A 23,268-nucleotide genomic window follows, 5' to 3' on the forward strand; every position below is an offset into this window, starting at 1 on the left:
ACCTAGCAGTGTTCAAGCATCAACCGCTTTTTGGGTCGACTTGAAGACACGAATTTTCTTACCGTCTTCTACTTTGAAACCAACGCGGTCAGCCTTGTTGGTTTCGCCGTTGAAGATGGCAACGTTGGAAGCGTGCAGAGGCGCTTCTTTCTCGACGATACCGCCCTGAACGCCCGCCATCGGGTTAGGCTTGGTATGACGCTTGACCAGGTTCACACCACCGATAACCAGACGGTCATCAGCAAGAACCTTCAGCACCTTACCGCGCTTACCTTTGTCTTTGCCGGCGATCACGATGATCTCGTCGTCACGACGAATCTTTTGCATGTCGGATCTCCTTACAGCACTTCAGGGGCGAGCGAGACGATCTTCATGAACTTCTCAGTACGAAGTTCACGGGTCACTGGCCCGAAGATGCGAGTGCCGATCGGCTCTTGCTTGTTGTTCAGCAGAACAGCAGCGTTGCCGTCGAAACGAATGATGGAACCGTCAGCGCGACGTACACCGTGACGGGTACGGACGACAACAGCGGTCATCACCTGGCCTTTTTTGACCTTACCGCGCGGAATTGCTTCCTTGACGGTTACTTTGATGATGTCACCGATGCCAGCGTAACGACGGTGCGAACCGCCGAGTACCTTGATGCACATGACGCGACGAGCGCCGCTGTTATCGGCCACATCGAGCATGGATTGAGTCTGAATCATAAAATTTCTCCGACCCCTAGCCCTTAGACTTCAACAGCGCGTTCGAGGACTTCAACCAGTGCCCAGGACTTGGTCTTGGCCAGCGGACGGGTTTCGGTAATCGAAACTTTGTCGCCGATCTTGCACTGGTTGGTTTCGTCGTGCGCGTGCAGCTTAGTCGAACGCTTAACGTATTTACCGTAGATCGGGTGCTTTACGCGACGCTCGATCAGAACGGTGATGGTCTTGTCCATTTTGTCGCTGACGACACGGCCAGTCAGCGTACGGACGGTTTTTTCAGCTTCAGCCATGATCACTTACCTGCCTGCTGGTTGAGCACAGTTTTCACGCGAGCGATGTCACGCTTAACTTGCGAGAGCAGGTGCGACTGCCCCAACTGGCCAGTTGCTTTCTGCATGCGCAGATTGAACTGGTCGCGCAGCAAGCCGAGCAGTTGCTCGTTCAGCTGCTGTGCCGATTTTTCACGAAGTTCATTCGCTTTCATCACATCACCGTCCGCTTAACAAAGGAGGTGGCGAGAGGCAGCTTTGCAGCAGCCAGGGCGAAAGCTTCGCGCGCCAGCTCTTCAGAAACACCCTCGATCTCGTACAGGACTTTGCCTGGCTGGATCTGGGCAACCCAGTATTCCACGGAGCCCTTACCTTTACCCATACGAACCTCGAGAGGCTTCTTGGAGATCGGCTTGTCCGGGAACACACGGATCCAGATCTTGCCGCCACGTTTAACGTGACGGGTCAGAGCACGACGTGCCGACTCGATCTGGCGGGCGGTGAGGCGACCGCGAGCAACAGCTTTCAGGGCGAATTCGCCGAAGCTGACTTTGCTACCGCGCAGTGCCAGACCACGGTTGTGGCCAGTCATCTGCTTGCGGAATTTTGTACGCTTTGGTTGCAACATTTGGCGTACCCCTTACTTAGCAGCTTTTTTACGAGGCGCTGGTGCTTGTGGTTTCAGTTCTTCTTGGCGACCACCAATAACTTCGCCTTTGAAGATCCAAACCTTCACACCGATCACACCATAAGTGGTGTGAGCTTCGTAGGTGTTGTAGTCGATATCGGCACGCAGGGTGTGCAGAGGCACACGACCTTCGCGATACCACTCGGTACGAGCAATCTCGGCGCCGCCGAGACGACCGCTCACCTGGATCTTGATGCCCTTGGCACCAATACGCATGGCGTTCTGTACGGCGCGCTTCATGGCGCGACGGAACATTACGCGGCGTTCCAGCTGCTGAGCTACGCTCTGCGCAACCAGCATAGCGTCGAGCTCCGGCTTGCGGATCTCTTCGATGTTGATGTGCACAGGCACACCCATCTGCTTGGTCAGGTCCTGACGCAGCTTCTCGACATCCTCACCTTTCTTACCGATAACGATACCGGGACGAGCAGTGTGGATGGTGATGCGTGCAGTTTGAGCCGGACGATGAATATCGATACGGCTTACGGACGCGCTTTTTAGTTTGTCTTGGAGGTACTCACGTGTTTTCAGATCCTTCAACAGGTAATCTGCGTAAGTAGCACCGTCTGCGTACCAGACGGAGGTGTGCTCCTTGACGATTCCCAGGCGAATGCCAGTGGGATGTACTTTCTGACCCATCTGATCGACTCCGTTACTTGTCCGCAACCTTGACAGTGATATGGCAAGACCGCTTGACGATGCGATCAGCACGGCCTTTGGCACGTGGCATGATGCGCTTCAGCGAACGCCCTTCGTTGACGAAGACGGTGGAGACCTTCAGGTCATCAACGTCTGCGCCTTCGTTGTGTTCGGCGTTGGCAACGGCCGACTCGAGGACTTTCTTCATGATTTCAGCGGCTTTTTTGCTGCTGAAGGCCAACAGGTTGAGCGCTTCGCCCACCTTCTTCCCGCGGATCTGGTCGGCGACCAAGCGGGCTTTCTGGGCGGAGATGCGAGCGCCCGACAACTTAGCGGCTACTTCCATTTCCTTACCCCTTAACGCTTGGCTTTCTTGTCAGCCACGTGCCCGCGATAGGTGCGGGTACCGGCGAACTCGCCCAGTTTGTGGCCGACCATGTCTTCGTTCACGAGAACTGGGACATGCTGGCGACCGTTATGAACCGCGATGGTCAGACCGACCATTTGTGGCAGGATCATCGAGCGACGCGACCAGGTTTTAACTGGCTTGCGATCGTTCTTCTCCACCGCCACTTCGACCTTCTTCAACAGGTGAAGATCGATAAAAGGACCTTTTTTCAGAGAACGTGGCACTGTCGTATCCCTCTAGTTACTTGCGACGACGGACGATCATGTTGTCGGTACGCTTATTACCACGGGTTTTAGCACCCTTGGTTGGGAAGCCCCATGGCGATACCGGATGACGACCACCAGAGGTACGACCTTCACCACCACCATGTGGGTGGTCAACCGGGTTCATGGCAACACCACGAACGGTTGGGCGAACGCCGCGCCAGCGTTTGGCACCTGCTTTACCCAGCGAACGCAGGCTGTGCTCGGAGTTCGAGACTTCGCCCAGGGTCGCACGGCACTCAGCCAGTACTTTACGCATCTCACCGGAGCGCAGACGCAGAGTCACGTAGACGCCATCACGAGCGATCAGCTGAGCCGAAGCACCAGCGGAACGAGCGATCTGAGCACCTTTACCCGGCTTCAGTTCGACGCCGTGAATGGTGCTACCTACTGGGATGTTGCGCAGCTGCAGGGAGTTACCGGCCTTGATTGGGGCCAGGGCACCTGCGATCAGCTGGTCGCCAGCGCTCACGCCTTTAGGGGCGATGATGTAGCGACGCTCACCGTCTGCGTAGCACAGCAGGGCGATGTGAGCAGTACGGTTTGGATCGTATTCGATACGCTCGACAGTGGCTGGGATGCCATCTTTGTCGTTGCGACGGAAGTCGACCAGACGGTAATGCTGCTTGTGACCACCACCAACGTGACGAGTGGTAATGCGGCCATTGTTGTTACGACCACCAGACTTCGACTTCTTCTCGAGCAGCGGTGCGTGAGGAGCGCCTTTATGGAGCTCCTTGTTGACCACCTTGACCACGAAACGGCGGCCAGGGGAAGTCGGTTTGCATTTAACGATTGCCATGATGCACCCCTTCCTTACTCAGCACTGCTGCTGAAATCGAGATCTTGGCCTGGCTGAAGGGAGACAATTGCCTTCTTCCAGTCATTACGCTTGCCCAGACCACGTGCGGTACGCTTGGTTTTACCCAGAACGTTAACGGTCGACACGTTTTCAACTTTTACGTTGAACAGGCCTTCGACAGCTTTCTTGATTTCCAGCTTGGTTGCGTCGGTAGCAACCTTGAATACGAACTGGCCTTTCTTCTCAGCCAGAACGGTAGCCTTCTCGGAAACGTGCGGGCCAAGGAGGACTTTGAATACGCGTTCCTGGTTCATCCCAGCAGCTCCTCGAATTTCTTCACGGCCGAGACAGTGATCAACACTTTCTCGTATGCGATCAGACTGACCGGGTCGGAACCTTGAACGTCACGTACATCGACGTGCGGCAGGTTGCGAGCAGCCAGGTACAGGTTCTGATCAACAGCGTCCGAAACGATCAGAACGTCGCTCAGACCCATGCCGTTCAGCTTGTTCAGCAGATCTTTGGTTTTCGGTGCTTCAACAGCGAAGTCCTGAACCACGACCAGACGGTCGCTACGCACCAGCTCAGCGAGGATGGAGCGCAGTGCTGCGCGATACATCTTCTTGTTGAGCTTTTGCGAGTGATCTTGAGGGCGAGCTGCGAAGGTAACACCACCGCCACGCCAGATCGGACCACGAGTGGTACCAGCACGAGCACGGCCAGTACCCTTCTGACGCCATGGGCGCTTACCGCCACCAGCCACGTCGGAACGGGTCTTTTGCTGCTTGGTGCCCTGACGGCCGCCGGCCATGTAGGCCACGACTGCTTGGTGAACCAGCGTCTCGTTGAATTCGCCACCGAAAGTCAGTTCGGAAACTTCGATCGCCTGAGCGTCATTTACATTAAGTTGCATGTCAGTTTCCCCTTAACCGCGAGCCTTGACAGCCGGACGTACAACCACGTCGCCGCCAGTAGCGCCAGGAACGGCACCCTTGATCAGCAGCAGGTTGCGTTCAGCGTCTACGCGTACTACTTCCAGGGACTGAACAGTCACGCGCTCGGCGCCCATGTGGCCGGACATTTTCTTGCCCTTGAACACACGACCAGGAGTCTGGCACTGGCCGATGGAGCCTGGGACACGGTGCGACACGGAGTTACCGTGGGTGTTGTCCTGACCACGGAAGTTCCAGCGCTTGATGGTACCGGCGAAGCCTTTACCTTTGGACTGACCAGTAACGTCTACCAGCTGGCCTGCAGTGAAGAGTTCAGCTTTGATCGAGTCGCCAGCCTGGAACTCGCCTTCTTCAAGGCGGAACTCCCAGACACCGCGACCAGCGGCAACGTTCGCTTTAGCGAAGTGACCTGCTTGAGCAGCAGTCACACGCGAAGCACGACGCTCGCCGACAGTGACTTGCACTGCACGGTAGCCATCGGTTTCTTCAGTCTTGAACTGGGTGACGCGATTCGGCTCGATCTCAATGACCGTGACCGGAATGGAGACACCTTCTTCGGTGAAAACGCGGGTCATACCGCATTTACGACCGACTACACCAATAGTCATGTTGTAACCTCATGAGTGTACGGGGCTTTCACCCGCTATGGCCGCCCATTTCAGAGCGTTACACGGACAAGACCGAAGTCTTAGCCGAGGCTGATCTGCACTTCCACACCTGCCGCGAGATCAAGCTTCATCAGCGCATCAACGGTTTTATCCGTTGGCTGGACGATGTCCAGAACGCGCTTATGAGTGCGAATCTCGTACTGGTCACGCGCGTCTTTGTTGACGTGCGGGGAGACCAGAACGGTGAAACGCTCTTTGCGGGTAGGCAGTGGAATTGGACCACGCACTTGTGCACCAGTACGTTTCGCGGTTTCCACGATTTCCTGGGTGGATTGGTCGATCAGGCGATGGTCGAAAGCCTTCAACCTGATACGGATTTGCTGATTTTGCATTGGATTTCAGACTCCAGGCTGTTCCCAACGGACGCACTACGCCCGCTAAAAGGAGGCGTGATTCTATAGACGGCTCAATTTAGTGTCAACCCAATAAAAAAAAACCCCCGCTGAGCGGGGGTTTTTTCAATCGATCGAGTGATTACTCGATGATTTTGGCTACGACGCCGGCGCCGACGGTACGACCGCCTTCACGGATAGCGAAGCGCAGACCGTCTTCCATTGCGATGGTCTTGATCAGCGTGACAGTCATCTGAATGTTGTCACCTGGCATTACCATTTCAACGCCTTCCGGCAGTTCGCAGTTACCGGTCACGTCAGTGGTACGGAAGTAGAACTGAGGACGGTAGCCTTTGAAGAACGGAGTGTGACGGCCGCCTTCTTCCTTCGACAGGACGTAGACTTCTGCGGTGAACTTGGTGTGCGGCTTGACCGAACCTGGCTTGACCAGAACCTGGCCACGCTCAACGTCGTCACGCTTGGTACCACGCAGCAGAACGCCGCAGTTCTCGCCAGCACGACCTTCGTCCAGCAGCTTGCGGAACATCTCAACACCGGTGCAGGTGGTGGTGGTGGTGTCACGCAGACCAACGATTTCCAGCGGATCTTGAACGCGGACGATACCACGCTCGATACGGCCGGTAACAACGGTACCACGACCCGAGATCGAGAATACGTCTTCGATTGGCATCAGGAACGGCTTGTCGATAGCACGCTCTGGCTCTGGGATGTAGCTGTCCAGAGTTTCAACCAGCTTCTTGACGGCAGTGGTGCCCATCTCGTTGTCGTCTTTGCCTTCCAGCGCCATACGAGCCGAACCGATGATGATCGGAGTGTCGTCGCCTGGGAAGTCATAGGTGGACAGCAGGTCGCGAACTTCCATCTCGACCAGTTCCAGCAGCTCAGCGTCGTCTACCAGGTCAGCCTTGTTCAGGAAGACCACGATGTACGGAACGCCAACCTGACGGGACAGCAGGATGTGCTCACGGGTTTGTGGCATCGGGCCATCAGCGGCCGAGCAAACCAGGATCGCGCCGTCCATCTGGGCAGCACCGGTGATCATGTTCTTCACGTAGTCAGCGTGACCTGGGCAGTCGACGTGAGCGTAGTGACGAATGTTCGAGTTGTACTCGACGTGAGCGGTGTTGATGGTGATACCGCGCGCTTTTTCTTCCGGAGCCGAGTCGATCTTGTCGAACTCAACGACTGCCGAACCGAAAACTTCGGAGCAGACGCGAGTCAGAGCTGCGGTCAGAGTGGTCTTACCGTGGTCAACGTGGCCGATAGTGCCGACGTTAACGTGGGGAAGGGAACGATCAAATTTTTCTTTAGCCACGACAGTGAACCTCTTGCCTAAAGGGGATTAGCCTTGTTTTTTAACGAGTGCTTCGACGATGTTCGACGGAGCTTCGGCGTATTTGGAGAATTCCATGGAGTAGCTTGCGCGACCCTGAGACATGGAACGAACGTCGGTCGCATAACCGAACATCTCTCCGAGCGGTACCTCAGCAGTGATTACCTTGCCGGACACCGAGTCTTCATTACCCTGGATCATCCCGCGACGACGGCTCAGGTCACCCATCACGTCACCCAGGTAGTCTTCCGGAGTTACAACTTCGACCTTCATGATCGGCTCAAGCACCACGCCACCACCCTTCTGGGCCAGTTGCTTGGTCGCCATCGAAGCGGCGATCTTGAACGCCATTTCGTTGGAGTCGACGTCGTGGTACGAACCGTCGAATACCGTAGCCTTCAGGCCGAGCAGCGGATAGCCGGCAACAACGCCGTTTTTCATCTGCTCTTCGATACCCTTCTGGATCGGGGCGATGAATTCCTTAGGAATCACACCACCAACGACTTCGTTGGTGAACACCAGACCTTCGGTGATGTTGCCCTTCTCGTCGACGTCCGGCTCCGAGAAACGGATCCAGCAGTGACCGAACTGACCACGACCGCCCGACTGACGAACGAACTTGCCTTCGATCTCGACGTTGGACTTGGTGATCTTCTCGCGGTACGAAACCTGAGGCTTACCGATGTTGGCTTCGACGTTGAACTCGCGCTTCATGCGGTCAACGAGGATATCCAGGTGCAACTCACCCATGCCCGAGATGATGGTCTGACCAGTCTCTTCGTCGGTCTTGACGCGGAACGACGGGTCTTCCTGGGCCAGCTTGCCCAGAGCGATACCCATCTTCTCCTGGTCAGCCTTGGTTTTCGGCTCTACGGAGAGCGAAATAACCGGCTCAGGGAAGTCCATACGCTCAAGGATGATTGGCTTGTCGGCGTTGCACAGGGTTTCGCCAGTGGTCACGTCCTTCATGCCGATCAGGGCCGCGATGTCGCCAGCGCGTACTTCCTTGATCTCTTCACGCTGGTTGGCGTGCATCTGCACCATACGACCAACGCGCTCTTTCTTGCCCTTGACCGAGTTGATGACGGAGTCACCGGAGGTCAGAACACCCGAGTAGACGCGAACGAAGGTCAGAGTACCCACGAACGGGTCAGTCGCGATCTTGAACGCCAGAGCCGAGAACGGCTCGTCGTCGTCAGCGTGACGCTCGTCTTTACGAACAGCCGGATCGTCTTTGTCCAGATCCTTGTCGTCCGGGTTGATACCCTGGATTGCAGGAATCTCGGTCGGAGCAGGCAGGTAGTCGATGACGGCGTCGAGAACCAGGGGAACGCCCTTGTTCTTGAACGACGAACCACAGACGGCCGGTACGATTTCGCTGGCCAGGGTGCGCGCGCGCAGACCGGCTTTGATTTCGTCGACGGTCAGCTCTTCGCCTTCCAGGTACTTGTTCATCAGCTCTTCGCTGGCCTCGGCAGCCGCCTCAACCATGTTGGAGCGCCACTCTTCAGCCAGCTCCAGCATATCGGCAGGAATTTCTTCCTCGCGATAGGTGGTGCCTTTGTCGTCGTCGTTCCAGTAGATAGCCTTCATCTTGATCAGGTCGACCTGACCCTGGAAGTTATCTTCCGAACCGATGGCCAGCTGAACAGGAACCGGGGTGTGACCCAGACGGTTCTTGATCTGACCTACGACGCGCAGGAAGTTTGCACCGGCACGGTCCATCTTGTTCACGTAAACAACACGTGGAACGCCGTACTTGTTGGCCTGACGCCATACGGTTTCGGACTGAGGCTCAACGCCGGAGGTACCGCAGAACACAACGACCGCGCCGTCGAGCACACGCAGCGAACGCTCTACTTCGATGGTGAAGTCGACGTGGCCAGGGGTATCGATGACGTTTACGCGGTAGTTGTCATACTGACCAACAGAACCTTTCCAGAAGGTGGTAACGGCAGCGGAGGTAATGGTGATACCCCGCTCCTGCTCCTGCACCATCCAGTCGGTGGTCGCGGCGCCGTCGTGCACCTCGCCCATCTTGTGGCTCAGGCCTGTATAGAACAGGATCCGCTCGGTAGTGGTGGTCTTGCCCGCGTCAACGTGGGCACAGATACCAATGTTACGGTAGCGGTTAATTGCTGTAGTACGAGCCATAAAGCCCTCGCAAAATGATTGATGCTTGAATTAGAAGCGGTAGTGCGAGAACGCTTTGTTGGCTTCGGCCATACGGTGAACGTCTTCACGCTTCTTGACTGCAGCACCTTTGCCTTCAGCAGCATCCAGCAGCTCGCCAGCCAGGCGCAGAGCCATCGACTTCTCGCCGCGCTTGCGGGCGTAGTCTACGAGCCAGCGCATTGCCAGAGCATTACGACGGGATGGACGAACTTCAACCGGGACCTGGTAAGTGGCACCGCCGACACGACGGGACTTTACTTCGACCAGCGGAGCGATGGCGTCGAGAGCTTTCTCGAAGATTTCCAGGGGGTCGCTGTTCTTGCGCTCTTTGACCTTGTCCAGTGCACCGTAAACGATGCGCTCGGCCACGGCCTTTTTGCCGCTTTCCATCACGTGGTTCATGAACTTGGCGAGGATTTGGGATCCGTATTTAGGATCGTCCAGAATCTCACGTTTTGCTGCTACACGACGTCTTGGCATGATAAGCCCTCAAACGGTCTTCAGGTTAGCCCGGGACGTGGGTCTTCGACCCCTGCCCGACCTTACTCTTATCGACTCAAAAAAATGGATGTGTGCAAACGGCCGATTACTTCGGACGCTTGGTACCGTACTTCGAACGACCCTGGTTACGGCCTTTAACGCCCGAAGTATCCAGAGAGCCGCGAACGGTGTGGTAACGAACACCTGGCAAGTCTTTTACACGGCCGCCACGGATCAGGACGACGCTGTGCTCTTGCAGGTTGTGGCCTTCACCGCCGATGTACGAGGAAACCTCGAAACCGTTGGTCAGGCGAACACGGCAAACCTTACGCAGTGCCGAGTTAGGTTTTTTCGGCGTGGTGGTGTACACGCGGGTGCACACGCCACGACGTTGCGGGCAGTTCTGCAGCGCAGGAACGTCGGACTTCTCGACCGAACGCTTACGCGGCTGACGTACCAGCTGGTTGATAGTTGCCATCTACTAGCTCCACTGATTGTCTTGCGACTCTATTGTCTTGCAAGAAAGCCAAAAATTGGCGAGACGGAGCCTCACCAAATTTAAGGGTACAAAAGTCTACGGAGGATCTTGCACCCAGTCAAGACGAGGCCCCGGCCATCCCCGCCCGGTCATCGGCAACAATTTATGTCGCCGACGGCCGTTCGGGGCTTGCCGGGGCCCTGCCCTGTACTTAGTTACCGCTGGAATTCAGCGCTTCGGTCAGTGCGGCTTCAACCTCACTGGCGCTCACACGCAGCGGTTTGTCGGCTTCACGGCGACGCTTGCGCTCGCTGTGGTAGGCCAGACCGGTACCGGCCGGGATCAGACGACCCACGACCACGTTCTCTTTCAGGCCGCGCAGGTAATCGCGCTTGCCGGTGACGGCCGCTTCGGTCAGTACGCGGGTGGTTTCCTGGAAGGAAGCCGCGGAGATGAACGATTCGGTCGACAGCGACGCCTTGGTGATACCCAGCAGCACGCGCGAGAACTTCGAGATGAACTTGTCTTCGCTGGCCAGACGCTCGTTCTCGACCAGTACGTGAGTCAGTTCCATCTGGTCGCCCTTGATGAAGCTGGAATCACCCGACTCGGCAATCTCGACCTTACGCAGCATCTGACGCAGGATGGTCTCGATGTGCTTGTCGTTGATCTTAACGCCTTGCAGACGGTAAACGTCCTGAATCTCGTTGACGATGTACTTCGCCAGCGCGCTCACACCCAGCAGACGCAGGATGTCGTGCGGATCGCTCGGGCCGTCGGAGATAACTTCGCCGCGGTTTACCTGTTCGCCTTCGAAGACGTTCAGGTGGCGCCACTTCGGAATCAGCTCTTCGTACGGATCGCTACCGTCGGTCGGAGTAATGACCAGACGACGCTTGCCCTTGGTCTCTTTACCGAACGCGATGGTGCCGCTGACTTCAGCCAGAATCGAGGCTTCTTTCGGACGGCGCGCTTCAAACAAGTCGGCAACGCGCGGCAGACCACCGGTGATGTCACGGGTTTTCGACGTTTCTTGCGGGATACGCGCGATAACGTCACCCACACCGATCTGAGCACCGTCAGCCACGCCGACGAGGGCGTTGGCCGGCAGGAAGTACTGAGCCGGTACGTCGGTACCTGGCAGGTACAGGTCCTTGCCGTTGGCATCGACCATCTTGATTGCCGGACGGATTTCCTTGCCTGCGGCAGGGCGATCCTTGACGTCCAGAACTTCGATGTTGGTCAAACCCGTCAATTCGTCGGTCTGACGCTTGATGGTGATGTTTTCTTCCATGCCCACGAAGGTCACGGTACCTTTCAGCTCGGTAACGATCGGGTGGGTGTGCGGGTCCCACTTGGCGACGATGGCGCCAGCTTCGACCTTGTCACCTTCCTTGACCGAAATCACCGCACCGTAAGGCAGCTTGTAACGCTCGCGCTCACGACCGAATTCGTCGGCAATGGCCAGCTCGCCGGAACGCGATACGGCAACCAGGTTGCCATCGGCGCGCACGACATGCTTCAGGTTGTGCAGACGCACCATACCGCCGTTCTTCACCTGGACGCTGTCGGCAGCCGAGGTCCGGCTTGCAGCACCACCGATGTGGAACGTACGCATGGTCAGCTGGGTACCCGGCTCACCGATCGACTGTGCAGCGATAACGCCGACAGCTTCACCGATGTTGACCTGGTGACCGCGAGCCAGGTCACGACCGTAGCACTTGGCGCAGATGCCGTAGCGAGTTTCGCAGTTGATCGGCGAACGCACGATAACTTCGTCGATGCTGTTCAGCTCGATGAACTCGACCCACTGCTCGTCGACCAAGGTACCGGCCGGAACGATGACGTCCTCGGTGCCTGGCTTGAACACGTCACGGGCAATGACACGGCCCAATACGCGCTCACCCAGCGGCTCGACAACGTCACCGCCTTCGATGTGCGGCGTCATCAGCAAGCCGTGGTCGGTGCCACAGTCGATCTCGGTCACGACCAGATCCTGCGCAACGTCTACCAGACGACGAGTCAGGTAACCGGAGTTCGCAGTCTTCAGTGCGGTATCCGCCAGACCCTTACGAGCACCGTGAGTCGAGATGAAGTACTGCAGTACGCTCAGACCTTCACGGAAGTTCGCGGTGATCGGCGTCTCGATGATCGAGCCGTCCGGCTTGGCCATCAGACCACGCATACCTGCCAGCTGACGGATCTGTGCAGCGGAACCCCGCGCACCGGAGTCAGCCATCATGTACATCGAGTTGAAGGACTCTTGCTCGACTTCGTTGCCTTCGCGGTCGATGACTTTCTCTTTCGAGAGGTTGGCCATCATCGCCTTGGACACTTCGTCGTTCGCCTTGGACCACAAGTCGATGACCTTGTTGTACTTCTCGCCCTGGGTTACCAGGCCGGAGGCGTACTGACTCTCGATTTCCTTCACTTCGTCGGTAGCGGTACCGATGATGCGGGCTTTTTCGTCCGGGATAACGAAGTCGTTAACACCGATCGAAACGCCGGAAATGGTCGAGTAGGCAAAACCGGTGTACATCAGCTGGTCAGCGAAGATAACGGTCTCTTTCAGACCAACCACGCGGTAGCACTGGTTGATCAGCTTGGAGATCGCCTTCTTCTTCATCGGCTGGTTGACCACGTCGTACGGCAGACCTGCCGGCACAACCTGGAACAGCAGCGCACGGCCGACAGTGGTGTCGACGATGCGGGTGTTCTTGGTGACGCTACCATCGCGGTCGTTCACGGTCTCGTTGATACGGACCTTGATTTTCGCGTGCAGGGCGGCTTCGCCGGCGCGGAATACGCGGTCGACTTCCTGCAGGTCGGCGAATACGCGACCTTCGCCCTTGGCGTTGATGGCTTCACGGGTCATGTAGTACAGACCCAGTACAACGTCCTGCGACGGAACGATGATTGGCTCACCGTTGGCTGGCGACAGAATGTTGTTGGTCGACATCATCAGCGCGCGCGCTTCGAGCTGGGCTTCCAGCGTCAGCGGCACGTGAACGGCCATCTGGTCACCGTCGAAGTCGGCGTTGTACGCCGCACAGACCAACGGGTGCAGCTGGATCGCCTTACCTTCGATGAGCACAGGCTCGAACGCCTGGATACCCAGACGGTGAAGGGTCGGTGCACGGTTGAGCAGCACGGGGTGTTCGCGGATGACCTCGGCGAGCACGTCCCATACCTCTGGCAGCTCGCGCTCGACCATCTTCTTGGCAGCCTTGATGGTGGTCGCCAGACCACGCATTTCCAGCTTGCCGAAAATGAACGGCTTGAACAGCTCGAGGGCCATCTTCTTCGGCAGACCGCACTGGTGCAGACGCAGGGTCGGGCCAACGGTAATTACCGAACGGCCGGAGTAGTCCACACGCTTACCGAGCAAGTTCTGACGGAAACGACCTTGCTTACCTTTGATCATGTCAGCCAGGGACTTCAGCGGACGCTTGTTCGAGCCAGTGATGGCGCGACCGCGACGGCCGTTGTCCAGCAGGGCGTCGACCGCTTCCTGCAGCATGCGCTTTTCGTTGCGCACGATGATGTCCGGCGCCGACAGATCAAGCAGGCGCTTCAGACGGTTGTTACGGTTGATCACCCGACGATACAGGTCGTTCAGGTCGGAGGTCGCAAAGCGGCCACCATCCAGCGGAACCAGCGGACGCAGGTCCGGCGGCAGTACTGGCAGGACGGTCAGGACCATCCACTCAGGCAGGTTGCCCGAGCCCTGGAAAGCTTCCATCAGCTTCAGGCGCTTGGACAGCTTCTTGATCTTGGTTTCCGAGTTGGTCTGCGGAATCTCTTCGCGCAGGCGGCCAATCTCGTGCTCCAGGTCGATAGCGTGCAGCAGCTCGCGGACAGCCTCGGCACCCATGCGGGCGTCGAAGTCGTCACCGAACTCTTCCAGCGCTTCGAAGTACTGCTCGTCGTTCAGCAGCTGACCCTTTTCAAGGGTGGTCATGCCTGGGTCGATAACGACGTAGCTCTCGAAGTAGAGAACGCGCTCGATATCACGCAGGGTCATGTCCATCAGCAAGCCGATACGGGACGGCAGCGACTTCAGGAACCAGATGTGGGCAACCGGCGAGGCCAGTTCGATGTGCGCCATGCGCTCACGACGAACCTTGGCCAGGGCAACTTCAACGCCGCACTTCTCGCAGATCACACCGCGGTGCTTGAGGCGCTTGTACTTGCCGCACAGGCACTCGTAGTCCTTGACTGGGCCAAAGATCTTGGCGCAGAACAGGCCGTCACGCTCAGGCTTGAACGTACGGTAGTTGATGGTTTCCGGCTTCTTAACTTCACCGAACGACCACGAACGGATCATTTCAGGCGACGCCAGACCGATGCGGATGGCGTCGAACTCTTCGACTTGACCCTGGTTTTTCAGCAAATTCAGTAGGTCTTTCAAGGCCTTTCCTCCTGGCGGAGCAGGAAGCGGGCTGTGCCAGCCCCGCTCCCCTTCGCGTCACGTGTTATTCGGTTTCCAGATCGATATCGATACCGAGCGAACGGATCTCTTTGATCAACACGTTGAAGGACTCGGGCATGCCCGGCTCCATACGGTGATCGCCATCCACGATGTTCTTGTACATCTTGGTACGGCCGTTCACGTCGTCCGACTTCACTGTGAGCATTTCTTGCAGGGTGTATGCCGCGCCGTATGCTTCCAGCGCCCACACTTCCATCTCCCCGAAACGCTGACCACCGAACTGCGCCTTACCACCCAGCGGCTGCTGAGTAACCAGGCTATAGGAACCAGTGGAACGCGCGTGCATCTTGTCGTCCACCAAGTGGTTCAGCTTGAGCATGTACATGTAACCAACGGTCACAGGACGCTCGAATTTGTTGCCGGTACGGCCGTCGAACAGCACCATCTGGCCGCTTTCTGGCATGTCTGCCAGTTTCAGCATGGCCTTGATCTCGCTTTCCTTGGCACCGTCGAATACCGGGGTAGCCATAGGCACGCCCTTCTTCAAGTTGTGCGCCAGGGCGAGGATCTCTTCGTCGGTGAACTCTTCCAGGCTTTCCTGACGACCGCCGATCTCGTTGTAGATCTCGGTAAGGAACACGCGCAGCTCAGCAGCTTTGCGTTGCTCTTCGATCATCCGGTCGATCTTCTCGCCCAGGCCTTTGGCCGCGAGGCCCAGGTGGGTTTCAAGGATCTGACCGACGTTCATACGCGAAGGTACGCCCAGCGGGTTCAGTACGACGTCGACCGGAGTACCGTTGGCGTCGTGCGGCATGTCTTCGACCGGCATGATCACCGAGACCACACCTTTGTTACCGTGACGACCAGCCATCTTGTCGCCCGGCTGGATGCGGCGGCGGATAGCCAGGTAGACCTTGACGATCTTCAGTACGCCCGGTGCCAGGTCATCGCCTTGCTGCAGCTTGCGCTTCTTGTCTTCGAACTTGTCATCCAGCAGACGACGGCGATCGACGATGTAAGCCTGGGCTTTTTCCAGCTGCTCGTTCAGAGCATCTTCGGCCATGCGCAGTTTGAACCACTGGCCGTGCTCCAGACCGTCCAGTACTTCGTCAGCGATCACGGTGCCTTTCTTCAGGCCCGCACCACCGTCGACCACTTGGCCGTTCAGGGCGGAACGCAGACGCTCGAAGGTTGCACCTTCGACGATGCGGAACTCTTCGTTGAGGTCCTTGCGGATCTCGTCCAGCTGCATCTTCTCGATGGCCAGGGCGCGGCTGTCGCGCTCAACGCCGTCACGGGTGAAGACCTGAACGTCGATGACAGTACCTTTGGTGCCGGTTGGCACACGCAGGGAGGTGTCTTTGACGTCGCTTGCCTTCTCACCGAAGATTGCGCGCAGCAGCTTCTCTTCCGGAGTCAGCTGGGTCTCGCCTTTCGGAGTGACCTTGCCGACCAGGATGTCGCCAGCGCCGACTTCGGCACCCACGTAGACGATACCGGCTTCGTCCAGCTTGTTCAGCGCAGCTTCACCCACGTTCGGGATGTCTGCGGTGATTTCCTCTGGGCCAAGCTTGGTGTCACGCGCCACACAGGTCAGTTCCTGGATGTGGATCGTGGTGAAGCGGTCTTCCTGAACCACACGCTCGGACAGGCAGATGGAGTCTTCGAAGTTGAAGCCGTTCCACGCCATGAACGCGATGCGCATGTTCTGACCCAGTGCCAGTTCACCCATATCGGTGGATGGACCGTCGGCCATGATGTCGTGACGCTTGACCACATCACCTTTGCTGACCAGCGGACGCTGGTTGATGCAGGTGTTCTGGTTCGAGCGGGTGTACTTGGTCAGGTTGTAGATATCTACACCTGCTTCACCGGTCTCGACTTCGTCATCGGCAACACGCACGACGATACGGCTGGCATCGACCGAGTCGATCACGCCGCCACGACGGGCTACGACGCAGACGCCGGAGTCACGGGCAACGTTGCGCTCCATGCCGGTACCTACCAGCGGCTTGTCAGCGCGCAGGGTCGGTACAGCCTGACGCTGCATGTTCGAACCCATCAGTGCACGGTTGGCGTCGTCGTGTTCGAGGAACGGAATCAGCGACGCTGCGACCGAGACAACCTGCTTCGGCGAAACGTCCATCAAGGTGACGTCTTCCGGCGCCTTGACGGTGAATTCGTTCAGGTGACGAACCGCTACCAGCTCATCGATCAGTTGCTTCTTCTCGTTCATCGCGGCCGAAGCCTGGGCGATGACGTGATCCGCTTCTTCAATGGCCGACAGGAACACGATGTCGTCGCTGACCACGCCTTCCTTCACCACGCGGTACGGGCTTTCCAGGAAGCCGTACTGGTTGGTGCGGGCATAGGCCGCCAGGGAGTTGATCAGACCGATGTTCGGACCTTCAGGGGTCTCGATCGGGCACACGCGGCCGTAGTGGGTCGGGTGTACGTCACGGACTTCGAAGCCAGCACGCTCACGGGTCAGACCGCCAGGGCCGAGTGCAGAAACACGGCGCTTGTGGGTGATCTCGGAGAGCGGGTTGTTCTGGTCCATGAACTGCGACAGCTGGCTGGAACCGAAGAACTCTTTCACCGCCGCCGCTACCGGCTTGGCGTTGATCAGGTCTTGCGGCATCAGGCCTTCGCTTTCAGCCATCGACAGACGTTCCTTGACCGCACGCTCGACGCGCACCAAGCCAACACGGAACTGGTTCTCGGCCATCTCGCCAACGCAACGAACGCGACGGTTACCCAGGTGGTCGATGTCGTCGACGATACCTTTGCCGTTACGGATGTCGACCAGGGTCTTGAGGACCTCGACGATGTCTTCCTTGCTCAGCACGCCCGAACCTTCGATCTCGGTACGACCGATACGACGGTTGAACTTCATGCGGCCTACGGCGGACAGGTCGTAACGCTCGGCGCTGAAGAACAGGTTGTTGAACAGGGTCTCGGCAGCATCCTTGGTTGGCGGCTCGCCTGGACGCATCATGCGATAGATTTCGACCAAGGCTTCCAGCTGGTTGCTGGTGGTGTCGATCTTCAGGGTGTCGGAGATGAACGGACCGCAATCGATGTCGTTGGTGTACAGGGTCTCGATACGGACAACCTGCGCCTTGGCGACCTTGATCAGCAGCTCGGTGGTCATCTCGGTGTTGCACTCGGCGAGGATCTCGCCGGTAGCCGGATGCACGATAGCCTTGGCAGTGGTGCGGCCCAGGACGTATTCCATAGGAACGTCGAGCTGCTTGACGCCGGCTTTCTCGAGCTGGTTGATGTGGCGCGCAGTGATACGGCGACCCTGCTCGACAATGACCTTGCCGGTTTCGTCATGGATGTCCATGACCGCGACTTCACCACGCAGACGCTGCGGTACCAGTTCCAGGCTCAGTTTTTCGCCGGAAACGTGGAACACGTTGGTGGTGTAGAAGGTGTTCAGAACCTCTTCGGTGCTGTAACCCAGCGCGCGCAGCAGTACCGATGCCGGCAGTTTGCGGCGACGGTCGATACGCACGAACACGCAGTCCTTCGGGTCGAACTCGAAGTCCAGCCAGGAACCACGGTAAGGAATGATGCGAGCGGAGTACAGCAGCTTGCCGGAGCTGTGCGTCTTGCCACGGTCGTGGTCGAAGAACACACCAGGCGAACGGTGCAGCTGGGAAACGATCACACGCTCGGTACCGTTGATTACGAAGGTACCGTTCTCAGTCATCAGGGGGATTTCACCCATGTAGACTTCTTGCTCTTTGATGTCCTTGATCGCTTTGTTCGACGATTCCTTGTCGAAGATGATCAGGCGCACCTTGACCCGCAGTGGGACCGCGAAGGTCACGCCACGCAGGACACATTCCTTCACATCGAAGGCGGGTTCGCCCAGGCGATAGCCTACGTACTCCAGGGCAGCATTGCCGGAGTAGCTGATGATCGGAAATACCGATTTGAAGGCCGCGTGCAGGCCGACGTCGCGGAACTGATCCTTGGATGCTCCCGCTTGCAGGAATTCGCGATACGAATCCAGCTGGATGGCCAGGAGGTAAGGCACATCCATGACGTCCGGCAACTTGCTAAAGTCCTTGCGGATACGTTTTTTCTCAGTGTATGAGTAAGCCATCAGCGTTCCCCAGCTTGGTCACCTGCTTGTTTGGCTTCTCCCGGCGGGAGCAGCCAGAAAATCGTGCAAACCCCTTGGTTTGCGCCACCCACATGGGTGTCTTGCAGCTCGCTATCGGGGCCGATCTGATCGGCCACCAATAACGGAAAAAGGCCGGTGGCATAAGCCACCAGCCATCAGCCTTGTGCTCAACGCTCAGGCTGGCATCGCAAAGTCGAAATTACTTCAGCTCGACTTTAGCGCCTGCTTCTTCCAGCTTCTTCTTAGCGTCTTCAGCGGCTTCTTTCGAAACGCCTTCAGCTACGACCTGAGGAGCGCCGTCGACTTTCTCTTTGGCTTCTTTCAGGCCCAGACCGGTCAGTTCACGAACGGCCTTGATCACGTTTACTTTCTTCTCACCGGCTTCAAGCAGAACAACGTTGAATTCGGTTTGCTCTTCAACAACGGCAGCAGCAGCAGCTGGGCCAGCAGCGGCAACAGCAGCGGTAACGCCGAAGGTTTCTTCCATAGCTTTGATCAGCTCAACAACTTCCAGAACGGTTTTCTGGCCGATTGCTTCGATGATTTGCTCGTTAGTCAGGGACATGACTTAAATCCTGTATTGGGGTGACAGCCTTCGCAGCCATCAAATTAAACAAATGATTTTGAAAGAGGTTACGCCGCCTTAGGCAGCAGCAGCTTCTTTCTGGTCGCGAACGGCCGCCAGAGTACGAGCCAGCTTGCTGGTAGCGCCTTGAATCACGCTCATCAGACGTGCGATAGCTTCGTCACGGGTCGGCAAGGTAGCCAGTACATCGATCTGGTTGGCGGCAATGAACTTGCCGTCAAACGCAGCTGCCTTGATCTCGAACTTGTCCTGACCCTTGGCGAACTCTTTGAACAGACGAGCAGCAGCGCCCGGGTGTTCGTTGGAGAAAGCGATCAGGGTCGGGCCAGTGAAGGCGTCGTTGAGGACACTGAATTCAGTATCAGCAACAGCGCGCTTGAGCAGGGTGTTACGTACGACACGTACGTAAACGCCAGCTTCACGAGCCTCTTTACGGAGTCCGGTCATTGCGCCTACAGTCACACCACGGGCATCAGCCACGACAGCGGACAGAGCGACTTTGGCAGCCTCGTTGACTTCAGCGACGATGGCCTTCTTGTCTTCGAGTTTAATTGCCACGGGTTTACTCCTGGTTTCTACCGTTTCATCTGGCCGAAGCCGGATGTCGTTTTGGTGTCTGATTCGATAACGAATCGGGAGCACCATCTGCGTAGGCTGGTGGTTTAAGACTTGCGTCGCCTACGGTCTTGGATAGCCCCCGCCAGGCAGGGACCCCAATTTTTGCTGGCAGCACGACACGTCGTGCCGCCATGGTCTTACGCGTTCAGCGAACCTTGGTCGATGACCAGGCCTGGGCCCATGGTGGTGCTCAGGGTAACGCGCTTGACGTAAATACCTTTCGAAGAAGCTGGCTTGATACGCTTCAGATCAGCGATCAGGGCTTCAACGTTTTCCTTCAGCTTGACGGCTTCGAAGCCGACTTTGCCAACGGAGGTGTGAATGATACCGTTCTTGTCGGTACGGTAGCGAACCTGACCAGCCTTGGCGTTTTTGACAGCGCCGGCTACGTCTGGAGTCACGGTACCAACTTTCGGGTTAGGCATCAGGCCGCGAGGACCCAGAACCTGACCCAGTTGACCTACAACGCGCATAGCATCTGGCGATGCGATAACAACGTCATAGTTCAGGTCGCCGGCTTTCATTTCAGCAGCCAGATCGTCCATACCTACACGGTCAGCGCCGGCAGCCAGAGCGGCCTCAGCAGCTGGACCCTGGGTGAAGACGGCAACGCGTACGGTCTTGCCAGTGCCGTGTGGCAGCACAGTAGCGCTACGAACGACCTGGTCGGATTTACGCGGGTCAACGCCGAGGTTGACAGCAACGTCGAAGGATTCGCTGAACTTCACGGTGGACAGTTCGGCCAGCAGCACGGCTGCTTCTTCGAAGTTGTAGACTTTGCCAGCTTCGATTTTCGAAGCAATAGCCTTTTGGCGCTTGGTCAGCTTAGCCATTACACACCCTCCACGTTCAGGCCCATGCTGCGGGCAGAGCCAGCGATGGTGCGCACAGCAGCGTCCAGGTCAGCAGAGGTCAGATCAGCCTGTTTAGTCTTGGCGATCTCTTCGAGCTGAGCACGGGTCACGGTACCGACTTTGACGGTGTTCGGACGAGCCGAACCACTGGTCAGGCCAGCAGCTTTCTTCAGCAGAACCGAGGCAGGGGTGCTCTTGGTCTCGAAAGTGAAGCTACGGTCGCTGTAGACAGTGATGATCACAGGAGTCGGCAGGCCGGCTTCTTGACCCTGAGTACGGGCGTTGAAGGCCTTGCAGAATTCCATGATGTTCACACCGTGTTGGCCCAGTGCTGGACCAACGGGTGGGCTTGGGTTGGCCTGGCCGGCCTTAACTTGCAGCTTGATGTAAGCCTGAATCTTCTTAGCCATGAGCTACTCCAAAATCGGGTACGAACGCCAGAAGGCTCCCCGGATGACTTGCGTTTTATCCCAGTGACGACAAAACCCCGCAGCACACAGGGCTGCGGGGTATGGGATGCTTCGTCCGCCTAGACCTTTTCGACCTGGCTGAACTCGAGCTCTACCGGGGTAGAGCGGCCGAAAATGAGCACCGCCACCTGGAGGCGACTCTTTTCGTAGTTAACCTCTTCGACACTGCCATTGAAGTCTGCGAACGGACCATCAATGACTCGAACCACTTCACCTGGCTCGAACAGCGTCTTCGGCTTCGGCTTGTCGCTACCGTCGGCAACGCGACGCAGGATAGCCTCAGCTTCTTTATCAGTGATTGGCGCAGGTTTGTCTGCGGTACCACCGATGAAGCCCATCACACGAGGGGTATCCTTGACCAAGTGCCAAGTCCCTTCGTTCATCTCCATCTGGACCAGTACATAGCCAGGGAAGAATTTGCGCTCACTCTTGCGCTTCTGGCCGTTACGCATTTCAACGACTTCTTCGGTCGGAACCAGAATTTCGCCGAAACCGTCTTCCATGCCAGCCAGCTTGACGCGCTCGATCAGCGAGCGCATCACATGCTTCTCGTAACCCGAGTAAGCATGCACTACGTACCAACGCTTAGCCACGGGACACCCTTAGCCAACAATCAAGGAGACCGCCCAGCCGAGCAGGGAATCAAGACCCCACAACAGCAGCGCCATAACCAGAACTACAGCCACGACAATCAGCGTGGTCTGAGTGGTTTCTTGGCGGGTCGGCCACACGACTTTACGGATCTCGGTACGAGCTTCCTTCGCCAACGCAAAGAACGACTTACCCTTCGCAGTCTGCAGGGCAACAAAGCCAGCAGCCGCAGCCAGGGCGAGCAATGCAAGGACGCGATACAGGATTGGGGAGGCGGAGTAATATTGATTACCCACGACGCCAACAACCACCAAAGCAACTACAGCCAGCCACTTGAACAGATCAAAACGCGATTCTTGGGCTTCAGTTTTGGGAGTCATCGGGGAGGATCCTGTGAGAAGAAAGCCAATCACACCGAGGTGAATGGCAGGTCAGGAGGGAATCGAACCCCCAACCTACGGTTTTGGAGACCGTCGCTCTGCCAATTGAGCTACTGACCTGTAACGCTGTATCAGGCCGGCCATTATACCGGCCTGATCAAGTAAATCAACTACTTATTCGATAATTTTTGCTACGACGCCTGCGCCGACGGTACGACCGCCTTCACGGATAGCGAAGCGCAGACCGTCTTCCATTGCGATGGTCTTGATCAGCGTGACAGTCATCTGAATGTTGTCACCTGGCATTACCATTTCAACGCCTTCCGGCAGTTCGCAGTTACCGGTCACGTCAGTGGTACGGAAGTAGAACTGAGGACGGTAGCCTTTGAAGAACGGAGTGTGACGGCCGCCTTCTTCCTTCGACAGGACGTAGACTTCTGCGGTGAACTTGGTGTGCGGCTTGACCGAACCTGGCTTGACCAGAACCTGGCCACGCTCAACGTCGTCACGCTTGGTACCACGCAGCAGAACGCCGCAGTTCTCGCCAGCACGACCTTCGTCCAGCAGCTTGCGGAACATCTCAACACCAGTGCAGGTGGTGGTGGTGGTGTCACGCAGACCAACGATTTCCAGCGGATCCTGAACGCGGACGATACCACGCTCGATACGACCGGTAACAACGGTACCACGACCCGAGATCGAGAATACGTCTTCGATTGGCATCAGGAACGGCTTGTCGATAGCACGCTCTGGCTCTGGGATGTAGCTGTCCAGAGTTTCAACCAGCTTCTTGACGGCAGTGGTGCCCATCTCGTTGTCGTCTTTGCCTTCCAGCGCCATACGAGCCGAACCGATGATGATCGGGGTGTCGTCGCCTGGGAAGTCATAGGTGGACAGCAGGTCGCGAACTTCCATCTCGACCAGTTCCAGCAGCTCAGCGTCGTCTACCAGGTCAGCCTTGTTCAGGAAGACCACGATGTAG

Annotated in this window: 26 protein-coding genes and 1 tRNA gene; all 27 read right to left on the reverse strand. The window is 57.3% G+C overall.

The window, feature by feature from the left end; genetic code table 11:
- Positions 1-12: 12 nt before the first annotated feature.
- On the reverse strand, positions 13-327 hold the full coding sequence (gene rplX, locus CKW22_RS26575; protein WP_003255476.1) for a 50S ribosomal protein L24: 315 nt from the start codon (positions 325-327) through the stop codon (positions 13-15).
- Positions 328-338: 11 nt separating this feature from the next.
- Positions 339-707 carry a 50S ribosomal protein L14 gene (gene rplN / locus CKW22_RS26580; protein WP_002555479.1) on the reverse strand — a complete coding sequence of 123 codons (369 nt, stop codon included), beginning with the start codon at positions 705-707 and terminating at the stop codon, positions 339-341.
- 23 nt (positions 708-730) lie between these two features.
- A complete protein-coding gene (gene rpsQ / locus CKW22_RS26585; protein WP_023534981.1) occupies positions 731-997 on the reverse strand; it encodes a 30S ribosomal protein S17 in 267 nt (88 codons plus the stop codon).
- A gap of 2 nt (positions 998-999) precedes the next feature.
- The gene (gene rpmC, locus CKW22_RS26590; protein ID WP_002555481.1) at positions 1,000-1,191 is read right to left on the reverse strand and encodes a 50S ribosomal protein L29; all 192 of its coding nucleotides are present in this window, start codon (positions 1,189-1,191) and stop codon (positions 1,000-1,002) included.
- The gene (gene rplP, locus CKW22_RS26595; RefSeq protein WP_003255479.1) at positions 1,191-1,604 is read right to left on the reverse strand and encodes a 50S ribosomal protein L16; all 414 of its coding nucleotides are present in this window, start codon (positions 1,602-1,604) and stop codon (positions 1,191-1,193) included. Before rplP ends, rpmC begins: the two co-directional genes overlap by 1 nt.
- A gap of 12 nt (positions 1,605-1,616) precedes the next feature.
- The gene (gene rpsC, locus CKW22_RS26600; protein ID WP_003255481.1) at positions 1,617-2,303 is read right to left on the reverse strand and encodes a 30S ribosomal protein S3; all 687 of its coding nucleotides are present in this window, start codon (positions 2,301-2,303) and stop codon (positions 1,617-1,619) included.
- Between the two features lie 13 nt (positions 2,304-2,316).
- Entirely contained in the window at positions 2,317-2,649 is a 333-nt protein-coding gene (rplV, locus tag CKW22_RS26605) for a 50S ribosomal protein L22 (RefSeq protein ID WP_003103908.1), read from the reverse strand.
- An 11-nt stretch (positions 2,650-2,660) separates the two neighbouring features.
- Positions 2,661-2,936, reverse strand: coding sequence for a 30S ribosomal protein S19 (rpsS, locus tag CKW22_RS26610; protein ID WP_003255482.1), 276 nt, complete (start codon positions 2,934-2,936; stop codon positions 2,661-2,663).
- 16 nt (positions 2,937-2,952) lie between these two features.
- Entirely contained in the window at positions 2,953-3,777 is an 825-nt protein-coding gene (rplB, locus tag CKW22_RS26615) for a 50S ribosomal protein L2 (RefSeq protein ID WP_008089816.1), read from the reverse strand.
- 14 nt (positions 3,778-3,791) lie between these two features.
- Positions 3,792-4,091, reverse strand: a complete 300-nt coding sequence (rplW, locus tag CKW22_RS26620) for a 50S ribosomal protein L23 (RefSeq protein ID WP_003255484.1) — start codon at positions 4,089-4,091, stop codon at positions 3,792-3,794.
- A complete protein-coding gene (gene rplD, locus CKW22_RS26625; protein ID WP_003255485.1) occupies positions 4,088-4,690 on the reverse strand; it encodes a 50S ribosomal protein L4 in 603 nt (200 codons plus the stop codon). Before rplD ends, rplW begins: the two co-directional genes overlap by 4 nt.
- A gap of 12 nt (positions 4,691-4,702) precedes the next feature.
- Positions 4,703-5,338 carry a 50S ribosomal protein L3 gene (gene rplC, locus CKW22_RS26630; RefSeq protein WP_027594871.1) on the reverse strand — a complete coding sequence of 212 codons (636 nt, stop codon included), beginning with the start codon at positions 5,336-5,338 and terminating at the stop codon, positions 4,703-4,705.
- A gap of 80 nt (positions 5,339-5,418) precedes the next feature.
- Positions 5,419-5,730, reverse strand: a complete 312-nt coding sequence (gene rpsJ / locus CKW22_RS26635) for a 30S ribosomal protein S10 (RefSeq protein ID WP_003186070.1) — start codon at positions 5,728-5,730, stop codon at positions 5,419-5,421.
- A gap of 142 nt (positions 5,731-5,872) precedes the next feature.
- Positions 5,873-7,066, reverse strand: coding sequence for an elongation factor Tu (gene tuf / locus CKW22_RS26640; protein ID WP_028614144.1), 1,194 nt, complete (start codon positions 7,064-7,066; stop codon positions 5,873-5,875).
- A 27-nt stretch (positions 7,067-7,093) separates the two neighbouring features.
- Positions 7,094-9,238: an elongation factor G gene (fusA, locus tag CKW22_RS26645; RefSeq protein ID WP_033703490.1), complete on the reverse strand. Its 2,145-nt coding sequence runs from the start codon at positions 9,236-9,238 to the stop codon at positions 7,094-7,096.
- 30 nt (positions 9,239-9,268) lie between these two features.
- Positions 9,269-9,739: a 30S ribosomal protein S7 gene (rpsG, locus tag CKW22_RS26650; RefSeq protein WP_008089143.1), complete on the reverse strand. Its 471-nt coding sequence runs from the start codon at positions 9,737-9,739 to the stop codon at positions 9,269-9,271.
- Positions 9,740-9,845: 106 nt separating this feature from the next.
- Positions 9,846-10,217: a 30S ribosomal protein S12 gene (gene rpsL / locus CKW22_RS26655; RefSeq protein ID WP_003255492.1), complete on the reverse strand. Its 372-nt coding sequence runs from the start codon at positions 10,215-10,217 to the stop codon at positions 9,846-9,848.
- A 211-nt stretch (positions 10,218-10,428) separates the two neighbouring features.
- The gene (gene rpoC / locus CKW22_RS26660; RefSeq protein WP_033703491.1) at positions 10,429-14,628 is read right to left on the reverse strand and encodes a DNA-directed RNA polymerase subunit beta'; all 4,200 of its coding nucleotides are present in this window, start codon (positions 14,626-14,628) and stop codon (positions 10,429-10,431) included.
- Between the two features lie 64 nt (positions 14,629-14,692).
- Positions 14,693-18,766, reverse strand: a complete 4,074-nt coding sequence (gene rpoB, locus CKW22_RS26665; protein ID WP_047583916.1) for a DNA-directed RNA polymerase subunit beta — start codon at positions 18,764-18,766, stop codon at positions 14,693-14,695.
- Between the two features lie 220 nt (positions 18,767-18,986).
- Complete coding sequence (gene rplL, locus CKW22_RS26670) at positions 18,987-19,352, reverse strand: 50S ribosomal protein L7/L12 (RefSeq protein WP_033703494.1); 366 nt, start codon at positions 19,350-19,352, stop codon at positions 18,987-18,989.
- A 78-nt stretch (positions 19,353-19,430) separates the two neighbouring features.
- A complete protein-coding gene (rplJ, locus tag CKW22_RS26675) occupies positions 19,431-19,931 on the reverse strand; it encodes a 50S ribosomal protein L10 (protein WP_027595468.1) in 501 nt (166 codons plus the stop codon).
- A 197-nt stretch (positions 19,932-20,128) separates the two neighbouring features.
- Entirely contained in the window at positions 20,129-20,824 is a 696-nt protein-coding gene (gene rplA, locus CKW22_RS26680; protein ID WP_033703496.1) for a 50S ribosomal protein L1, read from the reverse strand.
- The gene (rplK, locus tag CKW22_RS26685) at positions 20,824-21,255 is read right to left on the reverse strand and encodes a 50S ribosomal protein L11 (RefSeq protein ID WP_028633698.1); all 432 of its coding nucleotides are present in this window, start codon (positions 21,253-21,255) and stop codon (positions 20,824-20,826) included. The genes rplA and rplK overlap by 1 nt, the downstream gene beginning before the upstream one ends.
- Positions 21,256-21,374: 119 nt before the next feature.
- Positions 21,375-21,908: a transcription termination/antitermination protein NusG gene (nusG, locus tag CKW22_RS26690; protein ID WP_003255501.1), complete on the reverse strand. Its 534-nt coding sequence runs from the start codon at positions 21,906-21,908 to the stop codon at positions 21,375-21,377.
- Positions 21,909-21,917: 9 nt separating this feature from the next.
- The gene (gene secE / locus CKW22_RS26695) at positions 21,918-22,286 is read right to left on the reverse strand and encodes a preprotein translocase subunit SecE (RefSeq protein WP_027595465.1); all 369 of its coding nucleotides are present in this window, start codon (positions 22,284-22,286) and stop codon (positions 21,918-21,920) included.
- Positions 22,287-22,330: 44 nt separating this feature from the next.
- Positions 22,331-22,406: transfer RNA gene (locus tag CKW22_RS26700), tRNA-Trp, on the reverse strand.
- 54 nt (positions 22,407-22,460) lie between these two features.
- The coding region (locus CKW22_RS26705; protein WP_143500817.1) for an elongation factor Tu at positions 22,461-23,268 on the reverse strand (808 nt) is incomplete at its 5' end.

The sequence above is a fragment of the Pseudomonas sp. Irchel s3f19 genome, assembly GCF_900187555.1.
Taxonomy (GTDB): Bacteria; Pseudomonadota; Gammaproteobacteria; order Pseudomonadales; family Pseudomonadaceae; genus Aquipseudomonas; species Aquipseudomonas capeferrum.

Coding starts and splice junctions, on each gene's coding strand:
- rplX (WP_003255476.1), bottom strand. CDS start 327: ATGCAAAAGATTCGTCGTGACGACGAGATCATCGTGATCGCCGGCAAA.
- rplN (WP_002555479.1), bottom strand. CDS start 707: ATGATTCAGACTCAATCCATGCTCGATGTGGCCGATAACAGCGGCGCT.
- rpsQ (WP_023534981.1), bottom strand. CDS start 997: ATGGCTGAAGCTGAAAAAACCGTCCGTACGCTGACTGGCCGTGTCGTC.
- rpmC (WP_002555481.1), bottom strand. CDS start 1,191: ATGAAAGCGAATGAACTTCGTGAAAAATCGGCACAGCAGCTGAACGAG.
- rplP (WP_003255479.1), bottom strand. CDS start 1,604: ATGTTGCAACCAAAGCGTACAAAATTCCGCAAGCAGATGACTGGCCAC.
- rpsC (WP_003255481.1), bottom strand. CDS start 2,303: ATGGGTCAGAAAGTACATCCCACTGGCATTCGCCTGGGAATCGTCAAG.
- rplV (WP_003103908.1), bottom strand. CDS start 2,649: ATGGAAGTAGCCGCTAAGTTGTCGGGCGCTCGCATCTCCGCCCAGAAA.
- rplB (WP_008089816.1), bottom strand. CDS start 3,777: ATGGCAATCGTTAAATGCAAACCGACTTCCCCTGGCCGCCGTTTCGTG.
- rplW (WP_003255484.1), bottom strand. CDS start 4,091: ATGAACCAGGAACGCGTATTCAAAGTCCTCCTTGGCCCGCACGTTTCC.
- rplD (WP_003255485.1), bottom strand. CDS start 4,690: ATGCAACTTAATGTAAATGACGCTCAGGCGATCGAAGTTTCCGAACTG.
- rplC (WP_027594871.1), bottom strand. CDS start 5,338: ATGACTATTGGTGTAGTCGGTCGTAAATGCGGTATGACCCGCGTTTTC.
- rpsJ (WP_003186070.1), bottom strand. CDS start 5,730: ATGCAAAATCAGCAAATCCGTATCAGGTTGAAGGCTTTCGACCATCGC.
- fusA (WP_033703490.1), bottom strand. CDS start 9,238: ATGGCTCGTACTACAGCAATTAACCGCTACCGTAACATTGGTATCTGT.
- rpsG (WP_008089143.1), bottom strand. CDS start 9,739: ATGCCAAGACGTCGTGTAGCAGCAAAACGTGAGATTCTGGACGATCCT.
- rpsL (WP_003255492.1), bottom strand. CDS start 10,217: ATGGCAACTATCAACCAGCTGGTACGTCAGCCGCGTAAGCGTTCGGTC.
- rpoB (WP_047583916.1), bottom strand. CDS start 18,766: ATGGCTTACTCATACACTGAGAAAAAACGTATCCGCAAGGACTTTAGC.
- rplL (WP_033703494.1), bottom strand. CDS start 19,352: ATGTCCCTGACTAACGAGCAAATCATCGAAGCAATCGGCCAGAAAACC.
- rplA (WP_033703496.1), bottom strand. CDS start 20,824: ATGGCTAAGCTGACCAAGCGCCAAAAGGCTATTGCTTCGAAAATCGAA.
- rplK (WP_028633698.1), bottom strand. CDS start 21,255: ATGGCTAAGAAGATTCAGGCTTACATCAAGCTGCAAGTTAAGGCCGGC.
- secE (WP_027595465.1), bottom strand. CDS start 22,286: ATGACTCCCAAAACTGAAGCCCAAGAATCGCGTTTTGATCTGTTCAAG.